The organism is Nocardia sp. NPDC052254 (assembly GCF_040679495.1).
In the GTDB taxonomy this organism is placed as follows: domain Bacteria; phylum Actinomycetota; class Actinomycetes; order Mycobacteriales; family Mycobacteriaceae; genus Nocardia.
Genome location: NZ_JBFAUW010000003.1, coordinates 443,224 through 459,326 on the forward strand (window position 1 = coordinate 443,224; position 16,103 = coordinate 459,326).

General features: G+C 66.9%; 15 protein-coding genes. 9 read left to right on the plus strand and 6 right to left on the minus strand.

All coding sequences use genetic code 11. The features are described from left to right. Positions 1-12 precede the first annotated feature (12 nt). The 4 genes from ilvC (at position 13) to AB0L57_RS10690 (ending at position 4,405) form a co-directional block, all read left to right on the plus strand. Positions 13-1,014, plus strand: coding sequence for a ketol-acid reductoisomerase (ilvC, locus tag AB0L57_RS10675; protein ID WP_364960558.1), 1,002 nt, complete (start codon positions 13-15; stop codon positions 1,012-1,014). Between the two features lie 183 nt (positions 1,015-1,197). Continuing rightward, the gene (locus AB0L57_RS10680; protein ID WP_364959871.1) at positions 1,198-2,559 is read left to right on the plus strand and encodes a DUF2252 domain-containing protein; all 1,362 of its coding nucleotides are present in this window, start codon (positions 1,198-1,200) and stop codon (positions 2,557-2,559) included. A 155-nt stretch (positions 2,560-2,714) separates the two neighbouring features. Further along, on the plus strand, positions 2,715-3,773 hold the full coding sequence (locus tag AB0L57_RS10685) for a hotdog domain-containing protein (RefSeq protein ID WP_364959873.1): 1,059 nt from the start codon (positions 2,715-2,717) through the stop codon (positions 3,771-3,773). A gap of 206 nt (positions 3,774-3,979) precedes the next feature. Then, positions 3,980-4,405 carry a hypothetical protein gene (locus AB0L57_RS10690; RefSeq protein ID WP_364959874.1) on the plus strand — a complete coding sequence of 142 codons (426 nt, stop codon included), beginning with the start codon at positions 3,980-3,982 and terminating at the stop codon, positions 4,403-4,405. Positions 4,406-4,459: 54 nt separating this feature from the next. Here the strand turns inward: AB0L57_RS10690 and AB0L57_RS10695 are convergent, their stop codons facing one another. Both AB0L57_RS10695 and AB0L57_RS10700 read right to left on the minus strand, forming a co-directional pair. Then, positions 4,460-5,296 carry an enoyl-CoA hydratase/isomerase family protein gene (locus AB0L57_RS10695; protein WP_364959876.1) on the minus strand — a complete coding sequence of 279 codons (837 nt, stop codon included), beginning with the start codon at positions 5,294-5,296 and terminating at the stop codon, positions 4,460-4,462. A 101-nt stretch (positions 5,297-5,397) separates the two neighbouring features. Further along, a complete protein-coding gene (locus tag AB0L57_RS10700) occupies positions 5,398-6,168 on the minus strand; it encodes an SDR family oxidoreductase (protein WP_364959878.1) in 771 nt (256 codons plus the stop codon). Between the two features lie 320 nt (positions 6,169-6,488). Here AB0L57_RS10700 and AB0L57_RS10705 point away from each other — a divergent pair, with 320 nt between their 5' ends. Next, the gene (locus AB0L57_RS10705) at positions 6,489-7,517 is read left to right on the plus strand and encodes a tetratricopeptide repeat protein (RefSeq protein ID WP_364959880.1); all 1,029 of its coding nucleotides are present in this window, start codon (positions 6,489-6,491) and stop codon (positions 7,515-7,517) included. A 33-nt stretch (positions 7,518-7,550) separates the two neighbouring features. Here AB0L57_RS10705 and AB0L57_RS10710 read toward each other — a convergent pair whose 3' ends face one another. Genes AB0L57_RS10710 through AB0L57_RS10725 form a run of 4 tightly spaced genes read right to left on the minus strand, consistent with a single transcriptional unit; the run spans position 7,551 to position 9,834 of the window. Further along, positions 7,551-7,853 carry a DUF202 domain-containing protein gene (locus tag AB0L57_RS10710; RefSeq protein ID WP_364959881.1) on the minus strand — a complete coding sequence of 101 codons (303 nt, stop codon included), beginning with the start codon at positions 7,851-7,853 and terminating at the stop codon, positions 7,551-7,553. Then, complete coding sequence (locus AB0L57_RS10715; protein ID WP_364959883.1) at positions 7,850-8,242, minus strand: DUF202 domain-containing protein; 393 nt, start codon at positions 8,240-8,242, stop codon at positions 7,850-7,852. Before AB0L57_RS10715 ends, AB0L57_RS10710 begins: the two co-directional genes overlap by 4 nt. Then, on the minus strand, positions 8,229-9,146 hold the full coding sequence (locus AB0L57_RS10720) for a TauD/TfdA family dioxygenase (RefSeq protein WP_364959885.1): 918 nt from the start codon (positions 9,144-9,146) through the stop codon (positions 8,229-8,231). Before AB0L57_RS10720 ends, AB0L57_RS10715 begins: the two co-directional genes overlap by 14 nt. A gap of 22 nt (positions 9,147-9,168) precedes the next feature. After that, a complete protein-coding gene (locus AB0L57_RS10725) occupies positions 9,169-9,834 on the minus strand; it encodes a TetR family transcriptional regulator (protein WP_364959887.1) in 666 nt (221 codons plus the stop codon). A 284-nt stretch (positions 9,835-10,118) separates the two neighbouring features. On the opposite strand from AB0L57_RS10725, the gene AB0L57_RS10730 reads away from it, so the two are divergent. The 4 genes from AB0L57_RS10730 to AB0L57_RS10745 all read left to right on the plus strand — a co-directional run bounded on the left by AB0L57_RS10730 (position 10,119) and on the right by AB0L57_RS10745 (position 15,981). Next, complete coding sequence (locus AB0L57_RS10730; protein WP_364959889.1) at positions 10,119-11,615, plus strand: MFS transporter; 1,497 nt, start codon at positions 10,119-10,121, stop codon at positions 11,613-11,615. 11 nt (positions 11,616-11,626) lie between these two features. Beyond that, on the plus strand, positions 11,627-13,969 hold the full coding sequence (locus tag AB0L57_RS10735) for an arylsulfatase (RefSeq protein WP_364959891.1): 2,343 nt from the start codon (positions 11,627-11,629) through the stop codon (positions 13,967-13,969). 144 nt (positions 13,970-14,113) lie between these two features. After that, entirely contained in the window at positions 14,114-14,914 is an 801-nt protein-coding gene (locus tag AB0L57_RS10740) for a DUF1460 domain-containing protein (protein WP_364959893.1), read from the plus strand. A gap of 131 nt (positions 14,915-15,045) precedes the next feature. Continuing rightward, positions 15,046-15,981 (plus strand): alcohol dehydrogenase catalytic domain-containing protein, encoded by a 936-nt coding sequence (locus AB0L57_RS10745; RefSeq protein ID WP_364959895.1) that lies wholly within the window; start codon positions 15,046-15,048, stop codon positions 15,979-15,981. Positions 15,982-16,103 lie beyond the last annotated feature (122 nt).

Below are 16,103 nucleotides of genomic sequence, written 5' to 3' on the forward strand. Positions count from 1 at the left end.
GTGGCAGTCGAGATGTTCTACGACGACGACGCCGATCTGTCGATCATCCAGGGCCGCAAGGTCGCCGTGATCGGCTACGGCTCCCAGGGCCACGCGCACTCGCTGAGCCTGCGTGACTCCGGCGTCGAGGTGCGCATCGGCCTCAAGGAAGGCTCCAAGTCGCGGGCGAAGGCCGAGGAGGCCGGCCTGACCGTCGGTACCCCCGCCGAGGTTTCGGAGTGGGCGGACGTCATCATGCTGCTCGCCCCCGACACCGCGCAGGCGTCGATCTTCACCAATGACATCGAGCCGAACCTGAAGGACGGCGACGCGCTGTTCTTCGGCCACGGCCTCAACATCCACTTCGACCTGATCAAGGCTCCGGCCAACGTCACCGTCGGCATGGTCGCCCCCAAGGGCCCCGGCCACCTGGTGCGCCGTCAGTTCGTCGACGGCAAGGGCGTTCCGGCTCTGATCGCCGTCGATCAGGACCCGAAGGGTGAGGGACAGGCCCTGGCGCTCTCCTACGCCAAGGGCATCGGCGGCACCCGCGCCGGCGTCATCAAGACCACCTTCAAGGAAGAGACCGAGACCGACCTGTTCGGTGAGCAGGCCGTCCTCTGTGGTGGTACCGAAGAGCTGGTCAAGACCGGTTTCGAGGTCATGGTCGAGGCCGGTTACGCGCCGGAGATGGCCTACTTCGAGGTGCTGCACGAGCTGAAGCTGATCGTCGACCTCATGTACGAGGGTGGCATCGCGCGGATGAACTACTCGGTCTCCGACACCGCCGAGTTCGGTGGTTACCTGTCGGGCCCGCGGGTCATCGACGCCGACACCAAGGAGCGGATGAAGGCCATCCTGAAGGACATCCAGGACGGCACCTTCGTCAAGCGCCTGGTCGCCAACGTCGAGGGCGGCAACAAGGAGCTCGAGGGCCTGCGCAAGGCCAACGCCGAGCACCCGATCGAGGTCACCGGCAAGAAGCTGCGCGACCTGATGAGCTGGGTCGACCGGCCGATCACCGAGACCGCCTGAGGTTTCGACACTTTCGAGGGCCCGCGCGCTGTGGCGTGCGGGCCCTCGCTGTATTCGCCGTCCGGGCCGTCAGCGCCCGGGTTCGGCGCCGCCGCCATCGTGCGCCCGACGTCAGGAAACGCCGAGCGGCGGTCAATTCGCCAAATGGTTGCTGTCGGCGCGTTCGGGGGCAAAACTTGGTGCATGACGAAGACGGTTGCCGACCCCGTTGCCGGTGCGACCATGTCCGCGGGACGTTCGGCGCGAGCAGCTGTTCCCCGCTCGTCGCTGGGTGAGTTCCATCGTGCGCCCGACTGCGATCCGATCGCGATTCTGCAGCGGCAGGCGCGGACCCGGCTTCCCGAGCTCGTCCCGATCCGATACGCGCGGATGGCGGCCGGGCAGTTCCCGTTCCTGCGTGGCGCGCCCGCGATCATGGCCGCCGACCTCGCCACCACACCGCACACCGGGCTCACGGTCCAGCTGTGCGGCGACGCGCACCTGTCGAACTTCGGCATCTTCGCCTCACCGGAACGATCGCTGGTGTTCGACCTCAACGATTTCGACGAGACGCTGCGTGGCCCGTTCGAATGGGATGTGAAACGACTGGTCGCCAGCGTGGTGGTGGCCGCGCGTGAGCGCGGGCTGACCGATGCGGAGGCCGTCGATGCCGCCCGCGCCGCCGCCACGTCCTATCGCGAATGCATGCGCCGGCTGGCCGGGCTCGACTCGCTCACCATCTGGTACGAGCAGATGGACGAGGACACCGTCGCGAACATGGTGAGCCGCCCCAAGTTTCGTGAGGGTGTGGACAAGACGTTCGAGGCCGCCCGCAAACGCACCAGCCTGGGCGCACTGCGCAAACTCGCCTGTACCGATGCCGACGGTGTCACCCGGATCCGGCATCGGCCCCCGCTGCTGACGCCGGTCGACTACGTCGACGCGCAGACCGTCGAGCAGGTCTTCGTCGCGTATCGGAGCTCGCTGCCCGAGGAGCGGCGGGTGCTGGTGGATCGGTATCGGATCGTGGACTACGCGCACAAGGTGGTCGGCGTGGGCAGTGTGGGTACCCGCTGCTACGTGGTGCTGACCGTCGACCGCGACACCGGCGGCCCACTGTTCCTGCAGATGAAGGAGGCCGAGAAGTCGGTGCTGGAACCGCATCTCGCCGCGACCCGGTTCCGGCATCAGGGCCATCGGGTGGTCCACGGGCAGCGTCTGCTGCAGACGTCGAGCGACATCTTCCTGGGCTGGGTCTCGGGCCCCAACGATCGGCACTACTACTTCCGGCAGTTGCGCGATATGAAGGGCGGTGCCGATATCAGCGTGCTGACCAAGTCCGCCCTGCGCGATTACGCCAGGATCTGTGGTCACACCCTCGCCCGGGCGCACGCCCGCTCCGGTGACCGCATCGCGATCGCCGACTATCTCGGTGGGGGAGAGGCATTCGACAAGGCGATGGCACAGTTCGCTCTCACCTATGCCGACCAGACCGTCGCCGACCATCGAGAGTTGTTGCGCGCCATCGACTCCGGACGCGTGGCGGCCGCCGCATCGGCGTACTGAACCTCGGCCACGCGGTGGCGGCGAGTCCTGGATGGGGCCGCCATACGCCTGCCACCACGGGTAATGCCTACTCGCTCGTAACGGCCGGGGCGGCCTAGGGTGCTCGGGACAACGGTGTCGGCGATTCGACAACCTCTCGGAAAAGGACCTTCGCTGTGCCGAATGTATCGACCATGGATCTGCCCGCCCCCGTCGCCGCGGGACCCCGGTCGGAGGTGACCCATCGCTTCCTGGTCAAACCGGCCGACGCCGGAATCGTCGGTGCCGTCGACGGCGGCAAACTCCTCGAATGGATCGACAAGGTCGCCTACGCCGGCGCCGCGCAGTGGAGCGGCCACTACTGCGTCACGGCCTACGTCGGCAACATCCACCTCGACCGGCCCATCGAGGTCGGTGAACTGGTCGAACTGCATGCCAATCTGGTGCACACCGGCCGCACCAGCATGCACATCCTGGTGACCGTCTACTCCACCGACCCGACCCGGGCGAAGCCCGTGCAGAGCGCGCAGTGCCTGACCATCTTCGTCGCCGTCGACGACGACCGCCGCACCGTCGAAGTGCCGCAATGGAATCCGACGAGCATTCTGGAACTACAGCGTCACCGCCAGGCGCGGGCACGGGTGGCGGTCCGCAAGGAGATCGAGGCCGCGATGGCCGCCCAGCGCTACACCGCCGACGGCACCGGCCCCAGCGCCACCCTGCGTTTCCTCGCCGCACCCTCCGACATCAATTGGGGCGGAAAGGTCCACGGCGGCCGGACCATGCAGTGGATCGACGAGGCCGCCTACGTCTGCGGTGCGAATTGGGCCGGGCAGCATGTGCTCACCTCGTATTTCGGCGGTATCCGCTTCTACCGCCCGATCGTCATCGGCCACGCGGTGGAGGTCACCGCACGGCTCATCCATACCGGTCCGCGCAGTATGCACATCAGCGTGCACGTCACCGCGATGGACGCGCACTCGGGTGAACCCGAGCTGGCGGCGCACGGGCTGGCCGTGGTCGTGGCGCTCGATCTGGAGGCCAAGGCCCGGTCCATCCGGCAGTGGGTTCCGGTGTCGGCGGAAGACGTCGAACTGGACGCCCACGCCCGTCATCTGATCGAATTGCGTTCCGTGGTGGAGGATTTCACGCCGGCCAGTGCGGTGCCGGAGGATGCGGGGCCGAACCTCTTCCGGATCGCGGCGAACCGAGCGCTCGCGGCGAACCCGAGCTGAAGTCGGTCATCGCCGCCGACGGACGTTCTGGCCGGATGGCGGTCGGGACGATCGTCGGTGTGGTCCTGGCCGGGCTGTCGCGGAGGGTGTCTCCCCAGCAAGGGGGGTACGTGTCGGCCCGCCGCAGAACTGCCGGGCACTAGTATCGGCGGCGTTTCACGCGACGGGGGCGTCGTATCGTTTCTTCGAATGGGAGTTGACCGACAATGAATCAGCGATGGGGTCGGGGCCTGGTTGTTGCCGCGCTCAGCATCGGGGCCACCGGAATGTTCGTTCCCCAGGCGGTCGCCCAGTCCGCTCCGGGCCTCGCACCGGGTGTCGACTGCGAGGGGTTCACCTGTACCAACAACACCGATGACACCTATCGAATCGAATGGGACGCAATATGTTTCGCGCCCGGGACCGATGAGCCCCGGACAGTTGTTCCCTCCCGTAAATGGGTCCGCCCGCACAGCCGCGTCTTCATGGATGCCGGGTGTCCGTTCGAACGGCTGCTGGATGGTCCGGGTGGCCGTCACCATCACCCGCGTCGGGATGGCGACGACCTCGTGGAGGGCAGCGTGGTCGACGCGTATTACAAGGCGGCACTGGTCGACAACCCGGCGCCGATGCCGACCGGTTCGGGCGGCTGATCCCGCGCGGTAGCCGAGGGCGGGTCCTGCTGTGAACCAGCAGATCTCAGATGTTCACAGCGGACCCCAGCTGAAGTTCTCGCCATCGCGGAAGGCCCCGAACGATTCCGCGAGTTCCCCGGTGGCACTGCACATCACCTGTGTCCGGTTCTCGATGTCGAGGGCGTGACGCAGGCTCGGTGCGTCCACCGTCTGCCACATGGTTTCCTTCGTCATCCACACCGCCAGTGGCGAATTCGCGGCGATCTCCTCCGCCTTCGCGATGGCCCGGTCCAGCAGTTCGCTCTCGTCGACGACCTCGAGCACCAGTCCCATCCGCTCGGCCTCGACGGCATCGAAGATCCGCCCGGTGAGCAGTAGTTCGGCCGAACGAGACGCGCCCACCAGCCGCGGCAGGTGGTAACTGGTGCCCATGTCGCACGCCGAGATGCCGTGCCGGATGAACACCGCGCCGAACCGGGCACTGCGGCTCGCGTACCGGATATCGCAGGCCAGTGCCAGCGCGAACCCGCCACCGACGGCCGCGCCGTTCACCGCGGCGATCACCGGCTGCCGTAGCCGGTGGATCTTCTCGAACGCCGAGGCCATCAATTCCTGGCCGGCATAGATCTGCGCGATCGGCGATTGCGCCGCATCGAGCAGCGCGGCGGTCGGCGTCGCATCGGTGGCGGTGAAATCCTCCGGCTTCGCCTTCAGATCGGCACCGGAGGAGAACCCCGCACCGGCCCCCGTGATCACCACTGCCCGGACCTCGGGCTTGCCGTTGACCTCGTCGAGCACCCGATGCAACTCGGCGACGGTCTGATTGTCGAGCGCATTGCGCCGGTGCGGCCGGTCGATGGTCAGCACCACGACACCCGAGGCCCGGTAGTCGACGGACAGAGCGGACATGGAGGACTCCTTCACGGAAACGGTTGCGGCGAAGACGATGCCGCGTGGAAGCGCTCGGCGATCTCGACCCGAACCCGACCGCCCGAACTGTCGCGGTGAGGTCAGTGCGGAACGGTACCGCCGTCGATGAGGAAGGTCTGCCCGGTGACGAAACTGCCGGCATCCGAACACAACATCAGCGCGGGCCCGACCAGCTCGTCCGGCTCGCCGAGCCGCCGCAGCAACGGCGCACCCGCCATCGCGTCCACGACTTCCTGCGGATTGTTGCGCACCATATCGGTATCCACCGCCCCGGGAGCGATGGCATTGACCCGGATCCCGTCGGCGGCGAATTCGGCCGCCATGGACCGGGTGAACGACAACAACGCCGCCTTACCCGCCGAATACATCGACAGTCCGCCGGAGAACCCGAACGCCCCGATCGACCCGAAGTTCAGCACCGCGGCGTGCTCACTGCGCCGCAGATACGGCAACGCCGCCTGGACCAGGAACAACGGCCCCTGCACGTTGACCGCGAACGACTTGTCGATCGCCGCCTTCTGCATACTCTCCAACGGCTGAGCCAGTGCATTGGCCGCGTTGTTGACCACGATGTCGACCCCGCCGAAGGTCTCTGCCGTCGTCGCGACCAGCGCCCGCAATCCCTCGATCTCACCCAGATGCGTCGGTACCCCGATGGCCTCGGCTCCCAGCTCCCGCAACCGCCGGGCGGCCTTCTCACACGCCTCCGGCTTCCGGCTGGCCACAACGACATTCGCTCCGGCGCAGGCGAAACCCTCGGCCAGTGCGAGGCCGATACCCCGGGTGCCGCCGGTGACGATCGCGGTGCGGCCGCTCAAGTCGAACAACTTCTGGAATGAGCTGCGGTCCATGGATCGGCCTCTCTGCTGGGCGTCACTCTGCGGAGCAGAACTGACGACGGTCGAAGTCAGTTCTACCAGGCAGGGTGGCCGGCGGCGGCCGGGCAGCTATTGACTGGCCGGCTCGCTGGCTGTCGCGCCGGAGCGAGCTCGAACGTTCTCGGCGTAGGACGCACTTGTGGATCGGCGAGAACGGTCCAGGTGAGCTCGTCTTCACTGTGTGCCGGGTCCTCACCTCCAGGAGGTGCGTCGACGCTCTGCCCGCGCGGTCTTGTCGGTGGGTTCGACGATACTGATTCCAGGGTGAGGCGGGAGGAATCGATATGGACTCCGTGGTTGCGCTCGTGGTCTCGGCGATAGCGTCGAAGGGGGTGAAAGAGGTTGTGGCAAAACCGGTTACGGATGCCTGTGAGCAGCTGAAAGGGCTGATCGCAGGGAGGTACCGGCACGTGGATGTTTCCGGGCTCGAACGGAGACCGAGTTCAGATGCCAAGAAGGCGTCGCTGGCCGAGGATCTCGAAGATGCCGGTGCCGCGGGCGACCGCGAGCTGAAGGCGGCGGCCCTGCGTGTTCTGCACGCGATGGATGGCGCGGAGCGGGCCCCGCGAGGTCTTCCGGGCACAGCGGTCGTCGTGACGCCGGCGTCGCCGACGCGCTACGACGACGCAGCAGCAGCGTTCGCTCTCGCGGTCGACGCCGAGGACGCGGGCCGGGGCCAGGAGGCCGAAGCCCTGTACCGCAGCGCCGCCGGCGCGGGGCACCCGGTGGCGATGAACAACCTGGGACTGCTTCTGGAAGAAACGGGCCGGACAGCGGATGCCGAGGAGTGGTACCGCCTGGCCGCCGATCTCGGCGACATCACAGCGATGTCGAACCTGGGTGTGTGGTTGCAGAATTCGGATCGCCTGACTGATGCCGAGAGCTGGTATCGCAGGGCCTCCGCGCTGGGGGACACCGCCGCGATGAACAATCTCGCCGTACTTCTCGAGACAGCCGAAAAGCTGGAATCTGCCGAAGGGTGGTACCGCAAGGCAGCTGATTCCGGTAACGCCGGGGCGATGTTCAATCTGGGTCTGCTGCTCCAAGATGCCGGCCGGGTCGAGCCTGCTGAGCTGTGGTTCCGCCGAGCCGCCGACAGGGGCCATCTCAACTCGATGCACAACCTGGGAGTGCTCGCGGGCAGATCGGGCCGGACGGGAGAGGCCGAAGACTGGTGGCGTAAGGCCGCCGCTGCCGGTCATCCCAAGGCGATGTACAACTTGGCGATCACACTGAGTGAGGCAGGGCAGGCGGGGGAGGCCGAAGCGTGGTATCGCCGAGCCGCCGATGCGGGCGTGTCCGGACCGACACCGGTGCGGTGATTGATCCGTACCCTGTATCACCGCAGGTGCGTCTCATCGTGCTCCGGACAGCACCGGCATCGCCCCGGCCGCGACCAGTACCGCCGCCAGCAGAAAGACATTCCACCACCAGTCTGCTCGCAACCGCCCTCGCTCGAACTGCTCGCGCAGTCGCCGGTGACGGTGGGGCGCAGCGGCGAGCATCGCCCCCGCGCAGACCGCCAGCATGATCCCCACCTCGATCGGACCGTATCGAATGAACAGCCCGCCGAGCACCGCGAGGGCGGCGGCGGTGCGCACCCGGGACAATGTCGTGCGCTCCGGTTGCAGGCCTCGGTCGAGGCGAGCGTCGATCATCGGATCGCCACGGCGACGAGCATCGTGACTGCCACCCCGCCCACGAGCACGGCCATCAGCAGACCGAGGGTGGGCACCGGCAGGCTGCGCCCGGTTCGCATCGCCCGTTCGATACCGAGCCACCGGGCGAACGCGAACCCGGCCGTCAGGGCCGCACCCGCGAACATGCCCGGTATCAGCACGAGTTGCATTGTCGGACAGAGTATTTCGGTGCCCAGCGCCTCGAGTCCCACGGCGCCGGCGGTCAACCCCATCGCCGTCCGTATCCAGGCGAGGTAGGTGCGTTCGTTCGCGAGGGTGAATCGGGGGTCCGGATCGTCGCCGTCGCGCAATGCGCGGGGCCGCCAACGCTCCTTCGCGGCGGAGCTCGGCAGATCAGCGGGGGACATCGCCGAGTATGGCCACTCGCTCCATCACGCGACGATGCGGGAAGTAGTCACTGGCGGCGTAGTGCTGAGTGGCCCGATTGTCCCAGAACGCAATCGAATTCGGCTGCCATCGCAGGCGGCACTGGAAATCGGGCACCTTGGCCTGGTCGAACAGGTGCTGCAGCAGCCGGTTGCCGTCCTCGGGGTCGAGGTCGGGGATGTGGGTGGTGAACAGGCTGTTCACGAACAGCGTCCGGCGTCCGGTCTCGGGGTGGACGCGCACGATCGGGTGCCGGACCGGCGGGTATTGCTCCCGCATCCGCGCCTGTTGTTCCGGCGGCATCGAGCGGCCGAAGGAGGGCATGAAGTCGTGCACCGCGTCGAGGCCGTCGATCCGGGACTTGACCTCGTCGGACAGGCAGTCGTACGCATTGCCCATATCGGCCCACAGGGTATCGCCGCCGGCGGGCGGCACGTCGATCGCTCGCAGTACCGACCCGAGCGGGGGACGCTGCTGCCAGGTCACATCGACATGCCAGATGTTCTCGGTTCCCGGGCTGTCCTCACCGCGTTCGAATCGGACCACCGATGGCACCTCGCCCTGCGGCAGCAGTGGGTGCACCTCGAGTTCGCCCCAGTGCTGAGCGAAATCGCGGTGCTGTGTCCCGGTGATGTCCTGATCCCGGAAGAACAGCACCTTCCATTCCAGCAGGGCGGTCTTCAGTTCCGCGATGACGTCGTCGCCCGGATCCCGCAGATCGACGCCCCGCACTTCGGCCCCGATGAACGGAGTGACCGGGTGCAGGTCGATCGCGCGATACGGCGCGGGGACGAAGGACTCCGGGTTGCGGCGCATTCCGCGCGGGCCGAATTCGATGGTGTGGTCGCCGATTTCGACGGTTCGGGATGAGGTTGTCGTGCTCATGGGCAGCCCTTCGCGCAGGTGGTCATCGTGTGGTGGCCGTGGTTCGCCGCCGGCGTCGTGGACGCTCGGATTGGCCGGCCACGAGTGAGCCCACGGCCATGTCGATCAGATGGTCGACGGTCTCGTCGAAGGTCGCCTTCACGACCGGGAGTCCCTCGGCTCGTCGCTGTTCGTAGACCGCGAGCGCGGAGACGGCCATGTTGAACATCAGGTCCACGCGCTCGTGTGCGGTGCGCGGCGACAGGTGTGCCAGCGCGCGGATCAGGCGCGCGACCACCTCGCCGTTGGCGTCGCTGACCTCGTCGAACTCCCCGCCGAAGAAATCCACCGAGGGGGACACCCGGGCGATGAACCGGGCGTAGTGGCTCCCCTCCGGTGTCGAACCGAGAAACCTTGTGAGCGGTAGGATTCCAGCTTCGACGAGCGCCCGGACATCCTCGCCGCGCCCGTCCCGGTCGATCTCCGCGAGATAGCGGTGGCGAGCCTGATTGATATCGCTCATTCGATAGCGGAACACTTCGCGGATGAGGCCGTCGCGCCCGTTGAAGTGGTATTGAACCGCGGAATTGTTGCGTTGCCCGGCAGCGGCGGCGACATCGCGCATCGATACTCCGTCGATGCCGCGCTCGGCGAACATCCGCTCCGCCACTTCGATCATCGCGGCCCGTGCCCCGTTGACATCAGCCATGCCATCGACGGTATAAGTCATTGACTTAATCGTCAAGACACTGACTTAAACTTTCCGATGTTGTTCTCGGCCTTCATAATTCGCTGCGAATGGCTCCCGGTGTCACGTGTTCCACTGAGCGGGAGTGGCGTTGCGGCGGCGGCAGATGTGACTATCGTCTCGGGTCCGAGGTTCGAAATTCCCTCGCGCCGCTCGGGAACTCCTGAACCACTTCTCGAGCCGCACTCGCGGATTCGCCTGTCGCTCCGGTCATCACCGCCGAATCCTTCGAACAAAGGACCACGATGGCGCTCAATTTGAATCCAGACCACGGCCCGGTGCCGAGGCGCCGAATATTCGCCGTACTCGCGGTTATCATCCTGTTCTCGGAAATCGCCACCTTCGAGATTCTGATGATCTACCCGGCCATGCCACATATGGCGCCGGCCTACCGGACGCTGAACATCGCCTGGGCGGTATCCATCGTGACCCTGACCGGTGCGACGCTGATTCCGCTGATCGGCAAGGCCGCCGATCGCTGGGGTAAGAAGCGGATCATCCTGATCCTGGGCGTCGTGTTCGTCCTCGGCAGCGTGACCTGCGCGCTGTCCACCTCGTTCGCCGTGCTCCTGGCCGGGCGTGCGATGCAGGGCGTGCTCGTCGGGATCGTCGCCCTGTCCTACAGTCTGGTGCGCGAAATCATGCCCCGCGAGTTCGTGCCGATCGCGCTCGGCATGGTCGCGACCGGGATCGGCATGTCCGCGGTCGCGGGGCCGTTCGTCGCGGGATGGCTCATCGACGGTTTCGGATTCGCGGGGATCTTCTGGTTCATGGCGATCTATATCGCTGTGTTGCTGCCGGTGTACTGGCTGGTGATCCCCGAGAGTCCCGCTCGGTCCGACCGGCCGGTGGACTATCTGGGGACCGCGCTGCTCGGCCCGGGCATCGCCGTCCTGCTGCTGGCGGTGACGAAAGGTGCTGCGTGGGGCTGGGATTCGGCGCGCACCCTCACTCTGTTCATCGTCGGTGCGCTGATGCTCGCGGGTTTCGTGGCATGGCAGCGGGTCGCGCCGCATCCGCTGATCGACCTCGGGATTCTGTTCGGGCGGCGCTTCGGCCCGACGATCCTCGCGGTGGCGTGCGTGTCGTACATGATGAACGCGCAGTCGCTGCTCATGCCGACCCTGCTGCAGACTCCGACCGGCCTGCCCGGCCTCTCCTACGGTGCGGGATTGACCGCCACCGAATACGCGGTGTGGACCTGCCCGCTGGGAATCGTCGCGATGGTCGCGGGCCCCGCCGGTGGCTGGCTCGCGAGACGGTTCGGCGCCCGGCACGTCCTGCTGGCGGCGGGCATCCTGTTCGTCGGCGTGATGGTGCTCGGCGCGCAATTGTTGACGGTGCGATGGCAGATCGGAATCCTGAGTGCCATCGCGGGATTCGCGGTCGGTTTCCTGCATTCGTCCAATGCGAATCTGGTACAGGACGCCCTGCCCGCCGCCGACAGCGGGGTGGGCACATCGATCGCCGGAGTGAGTATGCAGCTCGTCTCGGCTGTCGCGGTGACGTGCACCGGGGTGGTGATGTCACACCATGTGACCGCGGTGAATCCGAGGACCCACGCGGTGCTCTACGCGGATTCCGCACTGACCCAGGGGTTCCTGGTGGCCGGGGTCGTCGGCCTCGCCGGGGTCGTGATCGCCGCGCTGATGCGGCACGGGCGTAGCCCGGCCACCGGCGGCTTGGACGAGGCGCCCGCGCCCATGCGATCCGCCGACCCCACCGCCAGCCCTGCGACCTGAAAGAGCCAGTCATGAACCGTCATTCGATTCCGATCATCCGCTCGCAACCACAGCCTCCGGCGGCCGTCGACTACCGTGACCAGTCGCAGCCGTTCACCCGGCCCGAGCCGGTGCGCCCGCCCGCGGGGGCTCCCAACGTCCTGCTCGTCATGCTCGACGACGTCGGATTCGGCGCCGCGTCGGCGTTCGGCGGTCCGTGCAATACCCCCACAGCCGATCGGCTGGCCGCAGACGGTGTGCGATACAACAGATTCCACACCACCGCCCTGTGCTCGCCCACCCGGGCGGCCACGCTGACCGGGCGTAACCACCACAGCGTCGGCTTCGGTGTCATCGCCGAACAGGCCACGGCGGCACCCGGTTACAACGGGACCCGCCCCGATTCCGCGGCGACGGTCGCGCGGATCCTGCAGGGCAACGGATATGCCACCGGCGCGTTCGGCAAGATGCACCAGACGCCGACCTGGGAGATCAGCGAGGCGGGCCCGTTCGACAGGTGGCCCACACGGGAGGGTTTCGACCGCTTCTACGGATTCCTCGGCGCCGAATCCGACCAGTTCTCGCCGGTGCTGTACCGCGATTTCACCGTCGTCGAGCCGCCACGCTCGCCCGAGGACGGGTACCACATGTCGGAAGACCTGGTGGACAACGCGATCGAGTGGATCGAATCGGTCACCACCATGGACCCCGACAAGCCGTGGTTCTGCTATCTGCCGTTCGGCGCGTGCCACGCACCACTCCAGGTGCCCGACAGCTACCTCGGCAAATACCGGGGCGCGTTCGATCACGGCTGGGATCGGCAGCGCGAGATCACGCTGGCCAACCAGAAACGACTCGGGGTGGTACCACCGGAAACCGAACTCGCGCCGTGGGCGCCGGGCCTGCCGCGCTGGGACGAGTTGGACGCCGATCAGCAGAAGGTCGCCGCGCGGCTGATGGAGCTCTACGCGGCCTTCCTCGAGCACACCGACGATCAGGTCGGCCGCCTGGTCGACCGATTGCGTGATTCGGGAGCACTCGACAACACGCTGGTGCTGTACATGCTCGGTGACAACGGCGCCTCCGCCGAGGGCGGTATGGAGGGATCGTTCAACTATCTCGCCGGACTCAACGGCTACCGGCAGACGGCCGCGGAGGTACTCGAGCGGTTCGACGAACTGGGCACCCCGACCAGCTATCCGCACCATCCGGCCTCGTGGGCGATGGCACTCGACACCCCGTACCAGTGGACGAAACAGGCGGCCTCGCACTACGGCGGCACCCGCAACGGTTTGATCGCGCACTGGCCCGAGACGATCACCGATGTCGGCGGCCTACGCAGCCAGTGGCACCACTGCGTCGACATCACCCCGACCATCCTCGCCGCAGCCGGCATCCCCGTGCCCGACACCGTCGACGGCGTCCCACAGCAGCCGATGGAGGGCGTGGCGCTGAACTACACGTTCACCGACGCGGAGGCCGCGGACCAGCACACCACACAATATTTCGAGATCTACGGCAACCGCGGAATCTACGACAACGGCTGGACCGCGGTGACCCTGCACCGAGCCCCCTGGCTGATGGCCACCTCCGGGCTGACCCTGCCCACCTTCGACGAGGACCGCTGGGAGCTGTACGACACAACCGTCGACTGGTCCCAGGCCCGCGACGTGGCCGCGGAGTTTCCCGACAAGCTCGCGGAACTACAGCGCAAATTCCTCGACGAAGCCGCTCGCTACCAGGTACTACCGCTCGACGACCGGACGATCACCCGCAACGCGGCCCCGAAGGACCGGCCACCGCATCCACTGCGCGGCCGCACATCGATCACGCTCTATCCGCACATGAACGGGCTGCCGGAGAAGGCGGCGCCGCCGTTCTTCAACCGCTCCTACGTCATCACCGCCACTCTCGACACTCGCGGTGAACGGTGCGAGGGCGTATTGGCCAGTGTCGGTGGACGTTTCGGAGGTCTCGCACTCTACGTCGTGGAGTCGAAGCCGGTGTTCTGCTACAACTTCAGCGGCGGCGGGCGCACCTTCGTCCGTTCCGATACCGAATTGAGCGCCGACACCCGAACCGTGTGCGTCCGGTTCGTCTACGACGGCGGCGGAATCGGCAAGGGCGGCACCGCGATCCTGTCCGTCGACGACCACGAGGTGGCCCGCGCCCGGATCGAGGCGACGACCCGCGCGATCTTCAGCATGAACGAACAACTCGACATCGGCATCAACCGAGGCAGCCCGGTCTGCGACGACATCACCGGCCGGTTCGCGTTCACCGGGCGGTTGCATCATGTGCGTGTCGACCTGCCGGGGGAGGATCATCCGGAAACGGCGGCCGAACGGGCTCGCGCTGCCAGGGCGGCCCATTGACGCAGCTCCGACAGCTGTCACCGCCCACGCGACGAACCGCCCACCTGTTCCCGATGGGTGGTTCGTCGCCCGGCCCGCCCACGAGACGACCACCCCTCGGCTACGGTGGTCAGCGACCGTTCGACTCGTCACCCGGGAGGTGTCTTGCGCTCCACCACGCGCATACTGCCGATCCTGCTGGCCCTGTTCGCCGCGGCCCTGTTGTCGCCAGTGCGTGCGGGCGCTGACGTCGCCATCGACGACACCACATCGCACCGCCTCGACGAACTCGTCGCCATGCGCGTGGGCGCGGCGGGAGCGAACAAAGGCCAGCTGCTGGACCTACTGTCCAAGCAATTCCTCGGCACCCCGTATGCCGCCGACACCCTCATCGGTTCCGCGACCCAACCCGAACAGCTCGTCGTCGACTTCCGCCAGGTGGACTGCTTCACCCTGCTGGACAACGTCGAAGCCCTGACCCGGACCACGGACCGAAACCAGTTCACAGCCAACCTGATCGACACCCGCTACGCCGGCGACCAAGTCGACTTCGCCCACCGGAAGCACTTCTTCACCGATTGGGCTCAGGTGGCGAATGTGGCGGCCACCGACATCACCGGGAGCCTGTCGCCGGCGGCGGTGACCGTGCACAAACAGCTCAATGCCAAGGGCGACGGGAGCGTGTACCTGCCGGGGATCCCGGTGGTGGACCGGGATATCACCTACATCCCGAGTGGGGCGGTAGACGACAACGTCGTGCGTGGTTTGCAGACCGGGGATTTCGTCGGGGCGTATGCCGATGCGCCCGGTCTGGACGTGACCCACGTCGGAATCATCGTGTCGACACCGAACGGTCCGGTCTTCCGGAACGCGTCGTCGCTGGCGGCCAACAACCAGGTGGTGGACACACCGTTGGGGGAGTATCTGCAGATGGTTCCAGGGATCGTGGTGCTGCGGCCGCGGTAGAGCCGGCGGTCCGTGCACGCGGAGCGGCGTCGAGTGGTTCTCGGGTGCGGAATCCGCAAACGATCACAGGTGTCCCGTCGTAGCATCGGATCCGGAGCCGGTTCGGCCCGACCGTGGTGAAGGGATGAGCTGTGAGAGCGTGGCAGTTCGAAGGAGCCGGCAAGCCGATCGCGTTGAACCAGGTGCCGGAACCGGAACCGGGCCCCGGTGAGGTCGTCATCGATGTCAAAGCCGCGGGCCTCTGCCACAGCGACATCATGTACATGGAGTCCGGCGGCGCGAGCATGCCATTCCTGCCGATGACCCAGGGGCACGAGAACGCCGGGGTGATCAGCGCACTCGGCGAGGGCGTGCAGGGTTGGGCCATCGGAGACGTCGTGGGAGTCTGCTCCTCGGGCGTCCGTCCGCCACTGGGCATGTTCACTCCCGGCGGGTTCGCCGACAAACTCGTCGCCGACGCCCCCGACCTCGCCCGCGTACCCGAAGGACTCGATCTGGCCTTGGCGGCGCTCGCCACCGACGCGGGCATGACCTCCTATCACGCCATCATCAAAGTGGGTCGTGCGTCGGCCGGGATGAAGGTCGGGGTCATCGGCTACGGCGGTCTCGGTCAGATCGGCACCCGCGCGGCCGTCCTCGCGGGCGCGGAGGTGCACGTGGCCGAAACCAAGGAGTCCGTGTGGGATCTCGCCCGTGCGGCCGGAGCGACCGATCTTGTGCGAGACGCCGCCGAGTGGGCCGGTCGGAAATTCGACCTGGTTGTCGACTACGCCGGTTTCGACACCACGCAGAAGGCCCTCGACGCGGTCAAGCGTGGAGGCACAGTGGTCCACGTCGGCCTCGGCCTGCCGACCTTCACGGTCAAAGCCCCGACGATCCTCGGCAGGACACTCGCCGGTTCCCTGGGCGGAACGGTCGATGACATCGAGGAGGTCTTCGATCTGTTGCAGGCCCGCGAGATCGAACCGGTCTATACGGAGATCGCATTCGATGAGATCGGCGAGGGCTTGGAACGCTTGCGCCGCAACGAAGTCACCGGGCGGTTGGTGGCGCGCTTCGGCGATTGATTGAACAGCCGACTCCTCAGGTCCGGATGTGGTGCCCGTGATCGTTGACCAATAGCAGAGCCATCGCCCGGTGCACAGCACGAAACGTGTGTGAACTACCGGGCTGATCACTTGGACTCCAG

Excerpts from the sequence above, each read along its gene's own strand:
- AB0L57_RS10720 (WP_364959885.1), bottom strand. The coding sequence starts at position 9,146 with ATGAGCACGACAACCTCATCCCGAACCGTCGAAATCGGCGACCACACC.
- AB0L57_RS10730 (WP_364959889.1), top strand. The coding sequence starts at position 10,119 with ATGGCGCTCAATTTGAATCCAGACCACGGCCCGGTGCCGAGGCGCCGA.
- AB0L57_RS10700 (WP_364959878.1), bottom strand. The coding sequence starts at position 6,168 with ATGGACCGCAGCTCATTCCAGAAGTTGTTCGACTTGAGCGGCCGCACC.
- AB0L57_RS10725 (WP_364959887.1), bottom strand. The coding sequence starts at position 9,834 with ATGGCTGATGTCAACGGGGCACGGGCCGCGATGATCGAAGTGGCGGAG.
- AB0L57_RS10715 (WP_364959883.1), bottom strand. The coding sequence starts at position 8,242 with ATGTCCCCCGCTGATCTGCCGAGCTCCGCCGCGAAGGAGCGTTGGCGG.
- AB0L57_RS10695 (WP_364959876.1), bottom strand. The coding sequence starts at position 5,296 with ATGTCCGCTCTGTCCGTCGACTACCGGGCCTCGGGTGTCGTGGTGCTG.
- AB0L57_RS10690 (WP_364959874.1), top strand. The coding sequence starts at position 3,980 with ATGAATCAGCGATGGGGTCGGGGCCTGGTTGTTGCCGCGCTCAGCATC.
- ilvC (WP_364960558.1), top strand. The coding sequence starts at position 13 with ATGTTCTACGACGACGACGCCGATCTGTCGATCATCCAGGGCCGCAAG.
- AB0L57_RS10735 (WP_364959891.1), top strand. The coding sequence starts at position 11,627 with ATGAACCGTCATTCGATTCCGATCATCCGCTCGCAACCACAGCCTCCG.
- AB0L57_RS10710 (WP_364959881.1), bottom strand. The coding sequence starts at position 7,853 with ATGATCGACGCTCGCCTCGACCGAGGCCTGCAACCGGAGCGCACGACA.
- AB0L57_RS10680 (WP_364959871.1), top strand. The coding sequence starts at position 1,198 with ATGACGAAGACGGTTGCCGACCCCGTTGCCGGTGCGACCATGTCCGCG.